Annotated in this window: 17 protein-coding genes and 1 tRNA gene; 12 read left to right on the forward strand and 6 right to left on the reverse strand. The window is 63.6% G+C overall.

All coding sequences use genetic code 11. From position 1 onward, the window contains the following. The first annotated feature begins 34 nt into the window (after positions 1–34). From NKH80_RS26090 to NKH80_RS26100, 3 genes are read left to right on the forward strand one after another with little or no spacing between them, the layout of a single operon-like run. A complete protein-coding gene (locus tag NKH80_RS26090; protein WP_254816071.1) occupies positions 35–904 on the forward strand; it encodes an ABC transporter permease in 870 nt (289 codons plus the stop codon). Further along, a complete protein-coding gene (locus tag NKH80_RS26095; protein WP_352452724.1) occupies positions 904–1,692 on the forward strand; it encodes an ABC transporter permease in 789 nt (262 codons plus the stop codon). The genes NKH80_RS26090 and NKH80_RS26095 overlap by 1 nt, the downstream gene beginning before the upstream one ends. Next, on the forward strand, positions 1,692–2,759 hold the full coding sequence (locus NKH80_RS26100; RefSeq protein ID WP_352994469.1) for an ABC transporter ATP-binding protein: 1,068 nt from the start codon (positions 1,692–1,694) through the stop codon (positions 2,757–2,759). Before NKH80_RS26095 ends, NKH80_RS26100 begins: the two co-directional genes overlap by 1 nt. A 312-nt stretch (positions 2,760–3,071) precedes the next feature. On the opposite strand, the gene NKH80_RS26105 is transcribed toward NKH80_RS26100, so the two are convergent. After that, entirely contained in the window at positions 3,072–4,571 is a 1,500-nt protein-coding gene (locus NKH80_RS26105) for a helicase HerA domain-containing protein (RefSeq protein WP_352994472.1), read from the reverse strand. 167 nt (positions 4,572–4,738) lie between these two features. On the opposite strand from NKH80_RS26105, the gene NKH80_RS26110 reads away from it, so the two are divergent. Together NKH80_RS26110 and NKH80_RS26115 are read left to right on the forward strand one after the other, a co-directional pair. Continuing rightward, the gene (locus NKH80_RS26110) at positions 4,739–4,870 is read left to right on the forward strand and encodes a type 2 periplasmic-binding domain-containing protein (RefSeq protein ID WP_352994475.1); all 132 of its coding nucleotides are present in this window, start codon (positions 4,739–4,741) and stop codon (positions 4,868–4,870) included. 224 nt (positions 4,871–5,094) lie between these two features. Beyond that, positions 5,095–5,409, forward strand: coding sequence for a hypothetical protein (locus NKH80_RS26115; RefSeq protein WP_352509788.1), 315 nt, complete (start codon positions 5,095–5,097; stop codon positions 5,407–5,409). A 180-nt stretch (positions 5,410–5,589) separates the two neighbouring features. On the opposite strand, the gene NKH80_RS26120 is transcribed toward NKH80_RS26115, so the two are convergent. Together NKH80_RS26120 and NKH80_RS26125 are read right to left on the reverse strand one after the other, a co-directional pair. Beyond that, positions 5,590–5,665: transfer RNA gene (locus tag NKH80_RS26120), tRNA-Ala, on the reverse strand. A 163-nt stretch (positions 5,666–5,828) separates the two neighbouring features. After that, a complete protein-coding gene (locus NKH80_RS26125) occupies positions 5,829–6,218 on the reverse strand; it encodes a TIGR02300 family protein (RefSeq protein ID WP_254816066.1) in 390 nt (129 codons plus the stop codon). 194 nt (positions 6,219–6,412) lie between these two features. Between NKH80_RS26125 and aroA the strand changes: the two genes are divergently transcribed. From aroA to rpsA, 3 genes are all read left to right on the forward strand, one after another. After that, positions 6,413–7,771 carry a 3-phosphoshikimate 1-carboxyvinyltransferase gene (gene aroA / locus NKH80_RS26130; RefSeq protein ID WP_352994478.1) on the forward strand — a complete coding sequence of 453 codons (1,359 nt, stop codon included), beginning with the start codon at positions 6,413–6,415 and terminating at the stop codon, positions 7,769–7,771. A 260-nt stretch (positions 7,772–8,031) separates the two neighbouring features. Next, complete coding sequence (gene cmk, locus NKH80_RS26135) at positions 8,032–8,682, forward strand: (d)CMP kinase (RefSeq protein ID WP_352994481.1); 651 nt, start codon at positions 8,032–8,034, stop codon at positions 8,680–8,682. A gap of 203 nt (positions 8,683–8,885) precedes the next feature. Next, the gene (rpsA, locus tag NKH80_RS26140; RefSeq protein ID WP_023676278.1) at positions 8,886–10,583 is read left to right on the forward strand and encodes a 30S ribosomal protein S1; all 1,698 of its coding nucleotides are present in this window, start codon (positions 8,886–8,888) and stop codon (positions 10,581–10,583) included. A 101-nt stretch (positions 10,584–10,684) separates the two neighbouring features. On the opposite strand, the gene NKH80_RS26145 is transcribed toward rpsA, so the two are convergent. From NKH80_RS26145 to NKH80_RS26155, 3 genes are read right to left on the reverse strand one after another with little or no spacing between them, the layout of a single operon-like run. After that, on the reverse strand, positions 10,685–11,392 hold the full coding sequence (locus NKH80_RS26145) for an SDR family NAD(P)-dependent oxidoreductase (RefSeq protein ID WP_352800196.1): 708 nt from the start codon (positions 11,390–11,392) through the stop codon (positions 10,685–10,687). Positions 11,393–11,449: 57 nt separating this feature from the next. Beyond that, a complete protein-coding gene (locus NKH80_RS26150) occupies positions 11,450–13,030 on the reverse strand; it encodes a 5-guanidino-2-oxopentanoate decarboxylase (RefSeq protein WP_352994484.1) in 1,581 nt (526 codons plus the stop codon). Continuing rightward, positions 13,027–13,875 (reverse strand): dimethylarginine dimethylaminohydrolase family protein, encoded by an 849-nt coding sequence (locus NKH80_RS26155; protein WP_352807567.1) that lies wholly within the window; start codon positions 13,873–13,875, stop codon positions 13,027–13,029. The genes NKH80_RS26150 and NKH80_RS26155 overlap by 4 nt, the downstream gene beginning before the upstream one ends. 217 nt (positions 13,876–14,092) lie before the next feature. Between NKH80_RS26155 and NKH80_RS26160 the strand changes: the two genes are divergently transcribed. The 4 genes from NKH80_RS26160 to NKH80_RS26175 all read left to right on the forward strand — a co-directional run. After that, complete coding sequence (locus NKH80_RS26160; protein WP_352994486.1) at positions 14,093–14,902, forward strand: ABC transporter ATP-binding protein; 810 nt, start codon at positions 14,093–14,095, stop codon at positions 14,900–14,902. A 55-nt stretch (positions 14,903–14,957) separates the two neighbouring features. Continuing rightward, positions 14,958–15,752, forward strand: a complete 795-nt coding sequence (locus NKH80_RS26165; protein WP_352649812.1) for a transporter substrate-binding domain-containing protein — start codon at positions 14,958–14,960, stop codon at positions 15,750–15,752. Positions 15,753–15,878: 126 nt separating this feature from the next. Continuing rightward, a complete protein-coding gene (locus NKH80_RS26170) occupies positions 15,879–16,610 on the forward strand; it encodes an ABC transporter permease (protein ID WP_352649813.1) in 732 nt (243 codons plus the stop codon). Further along, a partial coding sequence (locus tag NKH80_RS26175) for an ABC transporter permease subunit (protein WP_352994490.1) occupies positions 16,610–17,062 on the forward strand: 453 nt, incomplete at its 3' end. The genes NKH80_RS26170 and NKH80_RS26175, both read left to right, overlap by 1 nt.

Raw genomic sequence — 17,062 nt, forward strand, 5'->3', positions numbered from 1 at the left:
ATATGTCGGCTGATCCTTCCCTGGGAGGGATTTCATGGCAGCACAGGTTGCAGCCGCGTCGCGCAGCGGGCTGAGATCGGCCTTGCCGCTACTGGCGCCTGCCTATCTCTGGCTGACGGTTGCGATCTTCTTGCCGCTCTCAGCCATGGTCTTCTTCTCTCTCATGACCGAGCTGCCGTTGTCGGGCAAGCCGTGGGCGTTCACGCTCGAAAACTATACCGCCTTCTTCTCGCAGAGCCTCTATCTGACGCTTCTGCTCGCCTCGCTGCGCCTCGGCCTCGAAGTGACGCTGTGGTGCATCATCGTCGGTTATCCCGCCGCTTATGTGCTAGCCAAGGTGCTGAAAGGCCGTAGCCGCGAAGCGATTTTCTTGCTCGTCATCCTGCCGTTCTGGTCAAACGGGCTTGTGCGCATCTTCTCCTGGGCGATGGTGCTGCGCGAAGGGGGCATTCTCGATACCGCGCTCAACGCCGTGCTGCCGTTCAAGATCAATATCGACCTGATGTATTCCTATCCGGCTGTCATCATCGGGCTAGTGCACTCCTACGTTCCTTACATGGTGCTGACCTGCTACCTGACCCTACAGGCCATCGACGACTCGCTGATCGAGGCCGGGCGCTCGCTCGGCGCATCGCGGCTGCAGATGCTGAAGCGGGTCATCATTCCGCTGTCGATGCCGGGGCTGGTGGCTGGCGCGGCCCTCATCTTCGTCCCGGTCGTTGGCTCGTTCATGGAGCCGCGCATACTTGGCGGCCGTACCGGCACCTTTTACGGCACTGTCATCGAGGACCAGTTCGTCGCCGTGTTCAATTGGCCGCTGGGTGCTGCGCTCTCCTTTATCCTGCTGGCCGTCGTGCTGGTCATCCTGGCGGTTGCCTCGCCGGTGCTGAGGAGGGCTATGTGATGGCGACGACACGGGTCCTCGAATGGCTCGGCCGCCTCTACATCTGGCTATTGCTCGCCTTCCTCTATGTGCCCATCATCATCATGGCGCTGATGTCTTTCAACGTTTCGCCCTTCTATCAGCTGCCGTTCGAATGGACGACGGAATGGTATGCCTCGCTGTGGCAGAACGACCAGCTCATCTCAGCCACCTGGAACAGCCTCGAGATCGCGGTCATCACCACCATCATTTGCGTGGTGCTTGGCTCCGCGGCGTCACTGGCGCTCTACCGCTATGAGTTTCGCGGCAAAAAATTCCTGCAGGCGCTGCTGTTTCCGCCAATCGCCATTCCGTGGCTGATTACCGGCACGGCGATGCTGATCTTCTTCTTCGGCGTCGGCATCGGGCGCGGTCTGTTCGCCATCCTGCTCGGCCACGTCGCGCTTGCACTGCCCTATGTCATCGTCGTCGTATCGGCCCGGCTGCAGACCTTCGCGCCCGAGTTGGAAGAGGCGGCGCGCTCGCTCGGCGCCAATCAATGGCAGGTGACGAACCGCGTCACGCTGCCCTGGATCATGCCGGGTGTCATTGCCGGAGGGCTGTTCGCTTTCGCCGTGTCCTTCGACCAGTTCGTCGTATCCTACTTTCTGTCGACGCCCGGCCAAACGACGCTGCCGGTCGAAATCTACGCCGCGATCCGTAAGGGATTCACACCTGAGATCAATGCGGTCTCGACGATCATCATTGTCGTGTCGATGGCATTGATGCTGCTCACGGCGCGTTTCTTCAAATTCGGCGGAGAGAAATAATGGCGGGCGTGCAGGTATCGAATGTGTCGCGCAGTTTTGGCGCGCACAAGGCGCTGGACGATGTCTCCATCGATTTTGCCGACGGCGGCTTCTACGCCCTGCTCGGTCCCTCCGGCAGCGGCAAGACCACGCTGCTGCGCCAGATCGCCGGCTTCGACTTTCCCGACTCTGGCCGCATTGCGATCGGAGGCGAGAGCGTCGAGCGGGTGCCGGTCGAAAAACGGCGCATCGGCATGGTGTTCCAGAACTACGCGCTGTTTCCCAATATGAGCGTCGCCGACAATGTCGCCTTCGGCTTGTCCGTGCGCGGCGAGCCCAAGGCAGTGATTGCTGCCGAGGTGCAGGGGGCGCTCGACCTCGTGCAACTCGGCAAGCTCGGTGGTCGCCGGCCACACCAGCTCTCCGGCGGCCAGCGCCAACGGGTGGCGCTCGCTCGCGCCATCATCACCAAGCCGCGTGTACTTCTGCTCGACGAGCCGCTCGGCGCTCTCGACAAAGCGCTGCGCGTCGGAATGCAGCTCGAGCTCAAGCGCATCCAACGCGAGATCGGCATTACCACAATCTTCGTCACCCACGACCAGGAAGAAGCGCTGACGATGAGCGACCGCGTCGGCATTCTGCGAGACGGCAAGCTGGTGCAGGAAGGCCCGCCCGAGGAGATCTACAATCGGCCGAAGAGCGAGTTCGCCGCCACCTTCCTCGGCGATGCCAACATTTTTCGTGGCGAGAGCACAGGCAACGGCATCCGGCTGCCGGACGGCACGGCGATTTTCGCTGGATCTGGCGCCAACCTTGCCCCTGGTGCAAAGGCCAGTTGCGCCGTACGGCCCGAACGGATCCGCATCTTCACCGATGCTGCGGCTCCGGATACGGCCAATGCGAACGTGCTGCGGGGGGAAGTGTCGAAACGCATCTTTGCCGGCAATAGCAGCACCTACTTCGTCGAACGTGGCGGACAGATGCTGAAAGTCATCGTGCAGAACACCGGTGCTGACAAGCTGGCGGAGGGCCAGGAAGTGGTGCTGCGGTGGTCGCCGGAGAGTACCGTCCTGATGGCAGCGAGTTAGTCTAGCGGGCGGCCGTGCTAACGGGACGTTGCGTTACCTCCCCACCTCCTCTGCCCTACCGAACATTCGTCGCTCATCGTGAGCAAAGAAAACATCCACCGCCAGATATTGGCAGCACTAATTGACTGCGTTGGGTCCAGATCAGGACAAACCCTTTGCCGTGCAGACCGCCGGCTCACTCACATCTCGCACCAAGAAGCCGCCGGTCCACTTTCGGCCCAAACGCGACGTCTGAGTAATGCTTCGGCGATGACCGCTTTTGGCTTTGCTGCTGTTGAGCGACGCCAGCTTTCGCCCAAATCGCCCTCCCCATCATCCCACCACCCTCCCCTGCTCCACCTCCTCGGCATTCGGATCGCCCGGCGCCGTCGCCCAGGCCAGTTCGACCAGCGTCACCGTCCGCCTTCCGACCCCGTCGAGCTGGCACACGATCAGCCCCTGCTCCTCGATATAGGTCAGCAGGCGCCGGGCGCGGCGCAGCGAGTGCGAGCCGTAGGCGCGGGCGATCGCCGCGTCGCTCGGGCAGGGCCACCCCTCCTTGGCCGCGCGGGCGATCATCATGAACACGCCCTGCATATCCTCGGGCAGCAGCGAGGCGCGCGCCGAGACATCTTGCCAGGCGTCATCGCCTGCCATGTCGGAGCCCAAGCCGGCGCGGGCGCGCGTCAGCATGCGGCGGAACTCGGGCAGATCCGGCACGACCGAGGCGAGGCCCTCGATGCGGCAGCGGACCACGAACTCCTGATAGAGCACGCCGATGACACGGAAGCCCGCGTCGGGTTGCGCCAGCACAGCGCGCAGCACCCGGTCGACGCGCTCGCGCCGCTCCGCCAAGTCCTCGGCGCTGATCGGCGGCTCCACCGCTTCGGGGCGGATTTCCAGCGCCGCCGATTTTGCCGCCATCAGCTGATCGAGCAGGTCCGGCGACGACCGGCGCTGCGGCCGGACGGTTTCGGGCGGCGGGGCCGCCAGGATGATCGCGCGCGCGTCCTCCAGTCCCGATTCCGGCAGCGGCATCAGGCGCGGCGTCGCGTTGCGCGGATTTGTATCGGTCGGGCCGATGCGCAAGCCGAGCGGGCGGCGCGACAGCGCCGGGCCGAGCGCCATGAACTGCCCGCGCTCGAGGTCGCGAAAGGCTTCCGCCTGGCGCCGCTCCATGCCGAGCAGGTCGGCGGCGCGCGCCATGTCGATATCGAGAAAGGTCCGGCCCATGAGAAAATTGGAAGCCTCGGCGGCGACGTTCTTGGCAAGCTTGGCCAGCCGCTGGGTGGCGATGATCCCGGCCAGCCCGCGTTTGCGGCCACGGCACATCAGGTTGGTCATGGCGCCGAGAGAGAGCTTGCGCGCCTCGTCCGAAACCTCGCCGGCAACCGCCGGCGCGAACAGCTGCGCCTCGTCCACCACCACCAGCATCGGATACCAGTGGTCGCGGGCGACCTCGAAAAGCCCGCCGAGGAAGGCGGCGGCGCGCCGCATCTGGTTCTCGGCGTCGAGCCCCTCGAGATTAAGCACCGTGGAGACGCGGTGGATGCGCGCCCGCTCGCCGGCGCTCTGCAGGCCGCGCTCGGTATGCTCCTCGGCGTCGATCACCAGATGGCCAAAACGGTCGCCCAGTGTCACGAAGTCGCCTTCGGGATCGATGATCGTCTGCTGCACCCAGGGCGCACTCTGCTCCAAGAGCCGGCGCAGCAGGTGGGACTTGCCGGAGCCCGAATTGCCCTGCACCAAAAGGCGCGTCGCCAGCAGCTCCTCAAGATCCAGTGCCGCCGGGGCGCCTGCGCTCGTGTGGCCCATCTCGATCGCAACGGTCATGTCTCGACTCTCCTTAAGGAGAGGGCTTATCAACCGCATCACAGCCCGTCGAGCGCGCCATGGCCGACGCTCCGTGTTGCGCACAGGCTGGATGCTGCTCACGATCAGGGGATCGCAGAGGATTGGAATGAAACGGGCCGTTTCGATTCGATAAGGAGGCGGTGCGGATGTTTCGCAGCCGTTATCCGGAGGTCGAGGTGGATCTCATCGGGATGAATTCGCCATTGCTGGAAAGAGCACTCGCCGCCAGCGAGATCTACCTCGGCATGCTGCATCCCCGCTCTCGACCCCGGAGCTGATCGTCCATGGCCTGCCCGACGAGCCGCTGGTGCTGGCGTCCGGCAACACACCGGCTTGCGGCTCGCCTTTTACCGCTGTCGTGGTGCCATTCGCGAAACGACGAACAACAAAGCTCTCATAATGACTGTATCGATCACTATTTCTGTCGAACGGAACATCCTGGAAAAACTCTCGTTGGGTTAGATCGCGAAATCCAGCGATGCAACTCGATGGAGACACTAAGATGATGAAAATTCTCTCTGCATCCCTACTTGCTATCGGCCTGGCCACATCTGCCATGGCACAATCAACCGGTTCGGGAACTGGCGGAACTGGTATGAACGGCAATACCGGCGTCGACACGGGCACCGCCGGCAACAGCGGCAACAACGGGACCAGTACCACTACGCCGAACCAGATCGATCCGAATGCAACGAACGCCACCACGCCGCAGACAAACGGTATGGGGGACCGCTGCAAGGATACGGCAGGCAACGACACCGACAACAACACCCCAAGCGGCGCCATGACGTCGGATATGCAGAACTGCAACAAGTAACGGAGTTTTGCTCAGCGGTCGTTTCAGCCCGCTGCCTGGTCCAGACCGGGCACGGGCTCACCATTTTAGATGGACGGCGAGCCGAGGTCGGCTAGCCATACATTTGTCTCAGCTAGGTCGGCGACAGATGGCGGCCAGCCCGGGACCGGCGGCCGTTCTGCTGATTTTCGCGGAGAGAACTGGTGGAGCCAATCGGAATCGAACCGACGACCTCTTGAATGCCATTCAAGCGCTCTCCCAACTGAGCTATGGCCCCACTCCGGCAGTTCGCCGGCGCCGTTTCCGGCGAAGAGATCCGGCGCGGGTTCTAGACCGCGCCGTTAGTGCAGGCGGCTTCTAACCCCGCCTTCAGTCAATATCAAGTCTTCAACAACCGCTTTTTCTAGGCGGCGCGGCGAAAGCCGGCGAACGCGGTTCGCTCAGACTTCGTCGTCGTCGTCGCCGACGCCGATCATATCGGCAACGTCGTCGTCTTCTTCCTCCTCGTCGGCGAGGAATGTGTCATCCTCATCATCGCCAAGGTCGACGTCGTCCTCGTCATCGGCGAGATCGGGAAGCTCGTCGGCCTTCGCGTCCTCGTCCGCCTCTTCGAGCGAGACGACCTCGACGCCCTCTTCCTCCTCGGCGTCCACTTCCTTTTCGGCAACTTCCTCTTCTTCCTCGAGGGCGGCGATCTTGCCTTCTTCGAAATAGGAGCGCGGATAGCTCTTGCCCGTATAAGGCGAGACGATCGGGTCCTTGTTCAAGTCATAGAATTTTCGACCCGTCTCCGGGTCGATGCGTTTGGTGCCAAGTTCGGGTTTTGCCACAGCAAGCCTCGTCGATGAAAGTTTGGTCCCCTTAACCAGAGTTTACGGCGCTGTCAAAGCGAAAAGCCGGCGTCCCAAAAAGCGTGAATTCGAAGGCCTTCGTACCAAGGGGATGACCATTTCGGTCCGCCATGATAGGAGACCGCGCAAACCAGAAGAAAATAGCCGGGCGCCGGCGTTTCCAGGAAAGAACCATGTCGCACGCTGCTGCCCCGAAACAGGCCACCGCCCGCAAATCATCTGGCCTTTCAGGTGCGGCACGGGTGCCGGGCGACAAGTCGATCTCGCACCGCTCGTTCATGTTCGGTGGCCTGGCCTCTGGCGAAACCCGCATCACCGGGCTGCTGGAAGGCGAGGACGTAATGCGTACGGGCGCCGCCATGAAGGCGATGGGCGCTCATATCGAGAAGCATGGCACTGAGTGGGTGATCCGCGGCACCGGCAATGGCGCGCTGCTGCAGCCGGAAGGCCCACTCGATTTCGGCAATGCCGGCACGGGCTCCCGCCTCACCATGGGCCTGGTCGGCACCTATGACATGGAGACCACCTTCATCGGCGACGCCTCGCTGTCCGGCCGGCCGATGGGCCGCGTGCTCGAGCCGCTGCGCCAGATGGGCGTGCAGGTGCTGAAGGCGACGCCTGGCGACCGCATGCCGATCACGCTGCACGGGCCCAAGCACGCCGCGCCGATCACCTACCGCGTGCCAATGGCATCGGCACAAGTCAAGTCGGCGGTGCTGCTGGCTGGGCTGAACACGCCGGGCATCACCACCGTCATCGAGCCGGTTATGACGCGCGATCACACCGAAAAGATGCTCAAGGGATTCGGCGCCAATCTGTCGGTCGAGACCGACGAGCGCGGCGTGCGCCACATTTTCATCGAAGGCCAGGGCAAGCTCACCGGGCAGACCATCGCGGTGCCAGGCGACCCCTCCTCGGCGGGCTTTCCACTCGTGGCGGCGCTGATCGTGCCGGGCTCGGACATTACAATCGAAAACGTGCTGATGAACCCGACCCGCACCGGACTTCTGTTGACCCTGCAGGAAATGGGCGCGCGAATCGACATAATCGACCCGCGCAATGAAGGCGGCGAGGACGTCGCCGACCTGCGCGTGCGCTATTCCGAGCTGAAGGGCGTCACCGTGCCGCCCGAACGGGCGCCGACCATGATCGACGAGTATCCGGTGCTTGCCGTGGCGGCCAGCTTCGCCGAGGGCGAAACGCTGATGCTCGGGCTGGAAGAGCTTCGGGTGAAGGAATCCGACCGGCTGTCGGCGGTCGCCAACGGGCTAACGCTCAACGGCGTCGACTGCACCGAGGGCGAGGCCTCGCTTGTCGTGCGTGGAAAGCCGGGCGGCAAGGGCCTCGGCCAGCACCCCAACGGACAGGGCACCATCGTCCAGACCCACCTCGACCACCGCATCGCCATGAGTTTTCTGGTGATGGGGTTGGCGACGGAAAAACCCGTGACCATCGACGACCAGGCGATGATTGCTACGAGCTTTCCGGAATTCATGGGGCTGATGAAGAGGCTGGGGGCGGAGATCGAGTGACAGTTGATGGCAATCGCAAACCTTGGAGATTGGGCGCCAACATCCTTCCCTTCGTCATCCTGGGGCGAAGCAAGGAGCGAAGCGACGCAGCGAAGACCTCAGGAGCCATGCCGTGACGTCAGAGCATCGCAACGGTTCAGAATTCTGGCCCGCCGCATCCCTCGGTACATGTCACGGCATGGATCCCAGGGTCTCCGCGACGGAGCTTCGCTCCTGCTCCGCCCTGGGATGACGAAGGCGCGAGGGCTGGTCCACTGCCAATGAGCATCCCTTTTACCATCGCCATCGACGGCCCCGCCGGCGCCGGCAAGGGCACGCTCGCCCGCAGGCTCGCCGATCACTACCGGCTAAACCTGCTCGACACCGGCCTTACCTATCGCGCGGTGGCGCATGCGCTGCTCCGGCTCGGCCTGCCGCTCGACAATGTTTCGGCCGCTGAAACCGCGGCCCGGCAGGTCGATCCGGCAAAGCTCGACCGCGCAGTGCTTTCGGCACACGCCGTTGGCGAGGCTGCGTCGAAAGTGGCAGTGATCCCGTCGGTGCGGCGCATCCTGGTCGAGAAACAGCGTGACTTCGCAAGAACACCGCCTGGCGCGGTGCTCGACGGCCGCGACATCGGCACCGTCGTCTGTCCCGATGCCGACGTAAAGCTCTATGTCACGGCCAGTGCCGAGGTGCGGGCAAAGCGGCGGCTGGATGAAATCGAGAGCATCGGCGGCACTGCCAATTTCGACGAAATCCTTGCCGATATCGTGCGCCGCGACGAGCGCGACATGGGCCGCGTGGACTCGCCATTGAAGCCGGCCGCCGATGCGCACTTGCTCGACACGTCGGAAATGGCTATAGAGGCCGCGTTTCTGGCAGCTCAGGCGATCATCGACGACGTCCTGGCTAAGAGAAACGAAGCCTGAGCCGGGTTTTCCTGCCGCCGCCGATTGCCGGCGACCAAAGAATTCCCATATTGGGCGTGAACCAGCCTGCCAGCATTCTTCATGCGCCGGAATTGCCGCTCAAGGGCGGCCAAGGGCTTTTTGCCCGGAACGCCGGCAGGCCAACGCAACGCTAACCCACGGCGCCCGCCCCGCGACAGATGCGGGGCATTCCAGGAGAAACTATGTCAGTTGCAAACCCCACTCGCGATGATTTCGCGAGCCTGCTCGAAGAATCATTTTCCGCCGGCCATTCCGGCGAAGGCCAGGTCGTCAAGGGCATCATCACTGCCATTGAGAAGGACATGGCTATCATCGACGTCGGCCTCAAGGTCGAAGGCCGCGTGCCGCTGAAGGAATTCGGCGTCAAGGGCAAGGACACGACGCTCAAGGTCGGCGACACGGTCGAGGTCTATGTCGAGCGTATCGAAAATGCGCTTGGCGAAGCGATGCTGTCGCGTGAGAAGGCCCGCCGCGAAGAGAGCTGGGTCCGTCTCGAAGAGAAGTTCACCAAGGGTGAACGCGTCGAAGGCGTCATCTTCAACCAGGTCAAGGGCGGCTTCACCGTCGACCTCGACGGCGCCGTGGCCTTCCTGCCGCGCAGCCAGGTCGACATCCGCCCGATCCGCGACGTCTCGCCGCTGATGCACAACCCGCAGCCTTTCGAGATCCTCAAGATGGATCGCCGCCGCGGCAACATCGTGGTGTCGCGCCGCACCGTGCTCGAGGAAAGCCGCGCCGAACAGCGTTCGGAAATCGTGCAGAACCTCGAAGAAGGCCAAGTAGTCGAAGGCGTCGTCAAGAACATCACCGACTATGGTGCGTTCGTCGACCTCGGCGGCATCGATGGCCTGCTGCACGTCACCGACATGGCGTGGCGCCGTGTCAACCATCCGACCGAAATCCTCAACATCGGCCAGACGGTCAAGGTGCAGATCATCCGCATCAACCAGGAAACCCACCGCATCTCGCTCGGCATGAAGCAGCTCGAGAGCGATCCGTGGTCCGAGATCGGCACCAAGTTCCCGATCGGCAAGAAGATCAAGGGTACCGTCACCAACATCACCGACTACGGCGCGTTCGTCGAGCTGGAGCCGGGCATCGAAGGCCTCATCCACGTTTCGGAAATGTCGTGGACCAAGAAGAACGTGCATCCCGGCAAGATCCTGTCGACAACGCAGGAAGTCGACGTTGTGGTGCTCGAAGTCGATCCGGCCAAGCGCCGTATCTCGCTCGGCCTCAAGCAGACGCTGGAGAACCCGTGGGAAGCCTTCGCGCGCAGCCATCCGGTGGGCAGCCAGGTTGAGGGCGAGGTCAAGAACAAGACCGAGTTCGGCCTGTTTATCGGCCTCGAAGGCGACGTCGACGGCATGGTCCACCTTTCCGACCTCGACTGGACCCGTCCGGGCGAGCAGGTGATCGAGGAGTACAATCGCGGCGACATGGTCAAGGCGCAGGTGCTCGACGTCGACATCGACAAGGAGCGCATCTCGCTCGGCATCAAGCAGTTGGCCAAGGACACGGTCGGCGAAGCCGCGACGTCGGGCGAACTGCGCAAGAACGCAGTCGTCACCTGCGAGGTTATCGGCGTGAAGGATGGCGGTCTGGAAGTGCGGCTGGTCGACAGCGGCATCGAGACCTTCATCAAGCGCTCCGACCTCAGCCGTGACCGCGACGAGCAGCGCCCCGAGCGCTTCACCGTCGGCCAGAAGGTCGACGCCCGCGTCATCGCCTTCGACAAGAAGACCCGCAAACTGCAGGTCTCCATCAAGGCGCTGGAAATCGCCGAAGAGAAGGAAGCGGTCGCCCAATACGGTTCGACCGACTCCGGCGCTTCGCTGGGCGACATCCTTGGCGCCGCGCTGAAGAAGCAGGGCAGCTAAGCCAACACCGCGCTTCGCGCGGGTTATAAACGAAACAAGAGAGCCCCGCCGGAACGATCAGGCGGGGCTTTTGCTTGTGACCTTTGCGACGGACCGCAGGCTCAGGCCCTGCCGTAAAGCGGCACCAGCGTGCCGCTGATGGCCATGTTGGCCGGCGAGGCGAGATAGGCAATGGCCTCGGCGGCCGCTTCAAGGCTGACCCACCTGCTGAAATCTGCGTTCGGCATGTCAGCCCGGTTGGCCGGCGTGTCGAGCGTCGAGGGCGCCACGGCGTTGACCAGAATGCCGTTGCCCTTCAGCTCTTCGGCCATCGCCACGGTCATCGCGGCGACCGCCGCCTTGGCGGCGGCGTAGGCCACCTTGCCGGAGCCGCGCCGCGGATCGAGCCCGGCTCGCGCGGTGACATTGACGATGCGGCCCGGCACGGAAGATTCCAGCATCGAGCGTATCGCCGCGCGGCAGCACAGGAAGGTGGTGCGGGCGTTGGTGTCCATCATCTCGGCGAAGGAGGCGGGCTCGATCTTCTCGACCGGCGCGGCGGTGAAGCCGCCGGCCAGATGCACCGATGCCCATAAATTCGGAACGCTGGCATAGAAGGCGTCGACCTTGGCAGGGTCGGCGAGGTCGACGTTATGCGCCAACCTGACGCGGTCATGCGCCGGGAAGGGGAAATGTGCAGGCGCGGCAGCGTGAGCGTTGGGCACATGGCAGATCGCGCCCTGCTCCAGCAGTTTCCCTACGACCGCGCCGCCAAGGGCACCGGTGCCGCCGGTCACCACGATATGTCTGCCGTCCAGTGTTTCCGTCATATTCGACCGCTCCGTCATTGCGCGCCGCCGATGCGGAAGGTCGCGCCTTTCGCGCGATCACTCAACCGAAATCTCGATGACGTAAGGTCGTCCAGTCGCCCGCGCGCGTCCAAGCGCGTCCGCCAAGCCGCCGGCGCCGGAAATCCGCTCGGCGGCAATGCCGTAGGCTTCGGCCAATTTGCAGAAATCCGGCGGTGCCGGGGAGACGCCGACCGGCTCGACACCGACGTCGAGCATCGAGGTCTCGATCTCGCGGTAGCCGCGATTGTTCCAGACGGCGAAGATCACCGGCGCCGCCGCGTCGAGCGCGGCGCCCAGTTCCGGCAGTGTGAACTGGAAGCCCCCGTCGCCGGTGAGGCAAACGACCGGCGCCTCAGGCCTGGCAAGGACGGCACCGATCGCCGCCGGCGGGCCATAGCCGAGCGCGCCGAAGCCGGTGGCCGCGTTGAACCAGCCGCCCGGCCGGTCATGATCGTAATAGAGGTTGGCGGCGTAGACCGGCTGGGTCGAATCGCCGACGATGATCGCGCCAGGCAGCGCATCGCGGATCGTCTCGACGGCGCGCAGTTGCGCCTGCATAGCCGGGCCGATCTCGGCAAAGGCCGCTTGCCGCGTCGCGGCGGCGCGAGCGGCGCCGTCGACCGATTGCGCCTGGCCCGTGCCGAGTTCGGCACCCAGCGCCTCGAGCGCTGCACCGCAATCGGCCTGGATCGAAATCCGGGCCGGCCGGCGGGCAAGCTGGTCGGCGCCGATGTCGATGCGGATCAGATTGGCAGGCAGGACAAAACCGCCGTCGCCATAGCCATCATAGTCGGTCGGACCGAATTCGGTGCCGGCGGCAATGACCAGATCGGCGCCGGCCATCAGCGCACGCACCGCCTTCAGGCTGGGGCTGGCCGGCACGCCAAGCGGATGGCGATAGAGCAGGCCGCGCGCATTGGCGGTCTGGACGACCGGCGCTCCCAACCTCTCGGCAAGGCGCTGCAACGGCGCTTCGGCCGCTTTCGCGCCGCCGCCGGCCAGGATAAGCGGCCGGCGGGCAGACGCGCATAGCCTTGCCGCCCCGGCAATTGCCGCCACATCCGGCTCGGGCGGCGCTGAATTCCGCAGCAGCGGCACGATGTCGTTGGCAGGCAGGCTCATGACATCGGTCGGGATCTCGATATGCACCGGACCCGGACGCGAGGATGAAAACAGCGCAAAGGCGCGGGCGAGCACGCCGGGCAGCTCGCCGGCGTCGGTGACACGGTGCGAAAACAGCGCCACCTTCTCCATCATGCCGCGCTGGTCCGGCAGTTCATGCAGATGGCCAAGGCCTTTGCCCAGCGTCGGTGTGGCGTTGACGCCCGAGATTACCAGCATCGGCACCGAATCGGCGCGCGCCTGGCCCATGGCGGTGATGGTGTTGGTCAGCCCCGGCCCGGTGATGACGAAGGCGATGCCCGGCCTGCCGCTGGCGCGCGCATAGCCGTCAGCCATGAAGCCGGCGCCCTGCTCGTGGCGCGGCGTGACGTGACGGATCTTCGACCGCGCAAGCCCGCGATAGAGCTCGACCGTGTGTACGCCGGGAATGCCGAAGACTGTGTCGACGCCGTGCGCTTCGAGCAAGGTGATGAGCGCTTCGCCGATGGTCGTCATTGTCTTAGCACCGGGCGTGTGAGGCAGGTCGGGCCGCCCTCGCAGGCAATGCACAGCGCATCGGCCTCGAATGTCGAGACCGTACAGCCAGCGGCCTGCATGGCAGCCGCCGTCTTCGGAAAACCGGCAACGGCGATAACCTGGCGCGGCGCGGTCGGCAGGACGTTGAGGCTGAGCCCATTCGAGGCGAAGAATTCGTCGGCGTCGCCCTCGACCAGCCGAATGCCGCGTTCGCGCAGCATCTGGTGGAAGGCGACCGGCAGGAGGGGCGCATAGACCAGCGCCAGATCGTCGGCGAGCGGGCTGATCACCGACATCAGGTGCAGGCAGGCCTCCTCGCCTTGCCAGAGCGGCAGGTCGAAGCCGTAGACCTGGATACCCTTGGGCGAAAGCAGGTTGGAGAGCTGCTGGATGCCGAGCTGATTGGTGCGCACGCCGCGGCCGACGGCCAGCGTGTTTGCATCCACCCACACGCAGTCGCCGCCCTCGACCTGGCCGGGAGCCTCGATACGACCGAGGATGGGGATGCCCATGCGCACATAGGCTGCCTCGTGCAGGCCTGGCTCGGGCCGGCGCAGCGCCTTGCCCATAGCGAGGATAACCGCGCCGTGGTCGGTCATCAGCGAGGGATCGTGGGTGAAGACCGAATCGGCAAGCCCGTCATCGGCGTCGCTCAGCCATTCGATTTCGGCGCCTGAGACAGAAATCAGCCTGGCCAGCGCATCATGCTGGGCCGCCGCTTTTTGCGGATCGAAGCCGGGGCCATAGTGCCAATCCAGCGCTTCGGCCCGACGCATGGCGCTGGCGGCGGAGCGCATCAGCACGCGCTGCAGCGTCCCGGCCATCGACTGCGACCCGTATGCTTTGCTCACTAAATTCTCCTGAAACGCGCCCCTCCTGCCAATAGCCACTCGGCAGGCGGTGATCAATGGTCCAAAAACTGCGGTTGACGGAGGCAAGCGGAACGGTCCATCTTGAGAATCGGAACGCTGTCCAGTGACGGGTAATGGGTAAAAAATTCCAGCAAGGACTGCCTCGGTTGCTCCGCGGGGCGCCGCGACGATGACAGCGCCCGTCACCGCCCTGAAGCATACGGCGCAGAACGGCGCTGCCGAAGCCATCCACGTCGAGAACCTGCACAAGAATTTCGGCAACCTGCACGTACTGAAGGGCGTTTCGCTGTCGGCGCGCGACGGCGAGGTGATCGCCATCATCGGCGGCTCAGGCTCGGGCAAATCCACGCTGCTGCGCTGCATCAACTGCCTGGAGAACCCGACCAGCGGCATCATCCGCGTCAATGGCGAGCAGATCCGGTTGAAGGCCGACAGCCACGGCCACACCGTGCCCGCCGACCGCAAGCAGATCGAACGCATCCGCTCCAAGCTCGGCATGGTCTTCCAGAACTTCAATCTGTGGAGTCACATGACGTTGATCGAGAACGTCATCGAGGTTCCCGTGCATGTGCTCGGCGTCAAGCGCGATGTGGCGATCGGCGAGGCGGAAAAGCTGCTCGCCCGCGTCGGCCTTGCCGAAAAACGCGACGTCTATCCCGCCTATCTGTCGGGCGGCCAACAACAGCGCGCCGCGATCGCCAGGGCGCTGGCCATCAATCCGCGCGTCATGCTGTTCGATGAGCCGACCTCGGCGCTCGACCCGGAGCTGGTCGGTGAGGTGCTGAAGGTGATCGGCGACCTGGCGCGCGAAGGTCGCACCATGGTGCTGGTCACCCATGAGATGAAGTTTGCCCGCGAGGTCGCGACGCATGTCGTCTACCTCCATAACGGGCTGGTCGAGGAACAAGGGCCGCCGGAACAGGTTTTCGGCGCACCCAGATCCGAAAGACTGAAGCAGTTTCTGCGCAATGTTGGATGACTTGCGAGAAAAGCAGACGGGAACGTCAAAGCAAAAAACGGGAGAACTGAAAGAAATGAAACCTTTTCTCAAAACGGTGCTCGCGGCCACGCTGATCGCATTGTCGGGTGCATTTTCGGCAAGCGCCGAACAGATCAAGGTGGGATTTTCGCCTGAAGCCTATCCGCCGTTTTACTCGCAGGATGCCTCCGGCAAGTGGGGCGGCTGGGAAGTCGACATCGTCAACGCCATCTGCGGCGAAGCCAAGCTGGATTGCGTATTGACGCCAGTCCCATGGGACGGCCTTATCCCGGCGCTTAAGACCAAGAAGATCGATGCAATCATGAATTCGATGTCCATTACCGACGAACGCAAGAAGGAAATCGACTTCTCCGACAAATATTATAACACGCCGACCGCGGTGATCGGCGCCAAGGATCAGAAATTCGATGCGACGCCGGAGGGGCTGAAGGGCAAGACAATCGGCGTTCAGGCCTCCACGGTGCACGCCGCCTACGCCAAGAAGCACTTCACCGACGCTTCGGAAATCAAGGAATACCAGACGCAGGACGAGGCAAATCAGGATCTCGCCGCCGGCCGGATCGATGCCACCCAGGCCGATTCGATCGCGCTCGACGCATTTTTGAAGTCGGATCAAGGCAAAGCGTGCTGCGACCTCAAGGGTTATGTCGCACCGGACCTGGAAGTGCTCGGGCCTGGCGTCGGCGCCGGCGTACGCCAAGGCGACACCGAGCTCAAGGATAAGCTCAATGCCGCAATCAAGGCTATCCGAGCCAATGGCAAGTATGCCGAAATCACCAAGAAGTACTTCGACTTCGACATCTACGGCGGCGAGTCGCAGTCCAACTGACAGCAGCGGCATCAAGCCGGGCAGGCCTAGCCACCATCGTCGCGATGGCACGTCCGGCTTGATACATCATTGGCGCCTCAACCCGGAAGTCCAGGGGGACATAAGCTGAGCGACGTTCTCGCCACCATGTTCGGAGCCAGTTCGCTGGAATTGCTGTCCTTCGAACCGCCGAACGGCAGGGGTCTCAGCCTTCTGCACGGGCTGGCAAACTCGGTCGGAATTGCCTTCGGTTCCTTTGGGGTCGGTCTTGTGATCGGTGTCGGCGGCGCCTATGGCAAGCTCTATGGCGGGCCAGTGGTCCGTGACCTGCTGGAAGTCTACACCACAGTGGTCCGCGCCGTGCCCGAATTGGTCCTGATCCTGCTGCTTTATTTCGCTGGTACCGACCTCATCAACCAATTGCTTACCGCGCTCGGCTATGCCGCGATCGATATCAACGGGGTTGTCGCCGGCATAGGTGTGCTCGGTGTCGTGCAGGGCGCCTACTCCACCGAAGTCTTGCGCGGCGCAATCCGCGCCATTCCGCAAGGCCAGATCGAAGCCGCCCGGGCGTATGGAATGCCTCCCGGCCTGCTTCTCAGGCGCATTACGCTGCCGGCGATGCTGCCCTTCGCCATTCCGGGCTTGGCAAATCTGTGGCTGATCGCCACCAAGGACACCGCGCTTCTCGCGATCGTCGGCGTTAATGAACTGACCCAAACCACACGGACGGCAGCCGGCGCGACGAAGGCTTATTTCACCTTCTTCATGGCGGCGGGCGCGCTCTATCTCGTCCTGACGCTCGTCTCCAACATCGCTATCGGGCGCGTTGAGCGCTGGGCACGACGCGGCATGCCTTCGATCGCGGGATCGCATTGATGGCCGCCGAAACTCCGGTCATTGACGCCGCCGCACGGGCCTCGCTGTGGATGCAGCCGCACCGCATAGCGCTGATCCTGATCGCGCTGGTTGTCGTAGTGGCATCGATTTTCCTCATGCGCTGGGATTGGCTGCCCGCCTATCTGCCGCTGGCTTTGCAAGGCATATGGCGGACCATCTGGCTGCTTGTGGTAACGTCGGTGCTGGGCATCGCGCTGGCCATTCCCCTCGGCCTTGCGCAGGTGATCGGCCCGCCGATCTTGAGTGTGCCGGCCAAAATGTTCTGCACGATTATTCGCGGCACGCCGCTGCTGCTCCAGCTCTGGCTGCTCTACTACGGACTGGGTTCGCTGTTTCCGCAATTTCCTTGGATACGCGAGTCGTTCCTCTGGCCCATTCTAAGGCAGGCATGGCCCTACGCCGTTCTTTCTCTGACGATCTCGTATGCCGGG

Origin of the sequence: Mesorhizobium sp. M0904 (assembly GCF_040319475.1) — a bacterium.
In the GTDB taxonomy this organism is placed as follows: domain Bacteria; phylum Pseudomonadota; class Alphaproteobacteria; order Rhizobiales; family Rhizobiaceae; genus Mesorhizobium.

What these genes read in the sequence shown, in the direction of transcription:
- NKH80_RS26150 (WP_352994484.1), bottom strand. Translation starts at nt 13,030, where the DNA reads ATGACGACCATCGGCGAAGCGCTCATCACCTTGCTCGAAGCGCACGGC.
- aroA (WP_352994478.1), top strand. Translation starts at nt 6,413, where the DNA reads ATGTCGCACGCTGCTGCCCCGAAACAGGCCACCGCCCGCAAATCATCT.
- NKH80_RS26115 (WP_352509788.1), top strand. Translation starts at nt 5,095, where the DNA reads ATGATGAAAATTCTCTCTGCATCCCTACTTGCTATCGGCCTGGCCACA.
- NKH80_RS26145 (WP_352800196.1), bottom strand. Translation starts at nt 11,392, where the DNA reads ATGACGGAAACACTGGACGGCAGACATATCGTGGTGACCGGCGGCACC.
- NKH80_RS26090 (WP_254816071.1), top strand. Translation starts at nt 35, where the DNA reads ATGGCAGCACAGGTTGCAGCCGCGTCGCGCAGCGGGCTGAGATCGGCC.
- NKH80_RS26165 (WP_352649812.1), top strand. Translation starts at nt 14,958, where the DNA reads ATGAAACCTTTTCTCAAAACGGTGCTCGCGGCCACGCTGATCGCATTG.
- NKH80_RS26160 (WP_352994486.1), top strand. Translation starts at nt 14,093, where the DNA reads ATGACAGCGCCCGTCACCGCCCTGAAGCATACGGCGCAGAACGGCGCT.
- NKH80_RS26105 (WP_352994472.1), bottom strand. Translation starts at nt 4,571, where the DNA reads ATGACCGTTGCGATCGAGATGGGCCACACGAGCGCAGGCGCCCCGGCG.
- NKH80_RS26170 (WP_352649813.1), top strand. Translation starts at nt 15,879, where the DNA reads ATGTTCGGAGCCAGTTCGCTGGAATTGCTGTCCTTCGAACCGCCGAAC.
- NKH80_RS26110 (WP_352994475.1), top strand. Translation starts at nt 4,739, where the DNA reads ATGTTTCGCAGCCGTTATCCGGAGGTCGAGGTGGATCTCATCGGGATG.
- rpsA (WP_023676278.1), top strand. Translation starts at nt 8,886, where the DNA reads ATGTCAGTTGCAAACCCCACTCGCGATGATTTCGCGAGCCTGCTCGAA.
- cmk (WP_352994481.1), top strand. Translation starts at nt 8,032, where the DNA reads ATGAGCATCCCTTTTACCATCGCCATCGACGGCCCCGCCGGCGCCGGC.
- NKH80_RS26095 (WP_352452724.1), top strand. Translation starts at nt 904, where the DNA reads ATGGCGACGACACGGGTCCTCGAATGGCTCGGCCGCCTCTACATCTGG.
- NKH80_RS26155 (WP_352807567.1), bottom strand. Translation starts at nt 13,875, where the DNA reads ATGGCCGGGACGCTGCAGCGCGTGCTGATGCGCTCCGCCGCCAGCGCC.
- NKH80_RS26100 (WP_352994469.1), top strand. Translation starts at nt 1,692, where the DNA reads ATGGCGGGCGTGCAGGTATCGAATGTGTCGCGCAGTTTTGGCGCGCAC.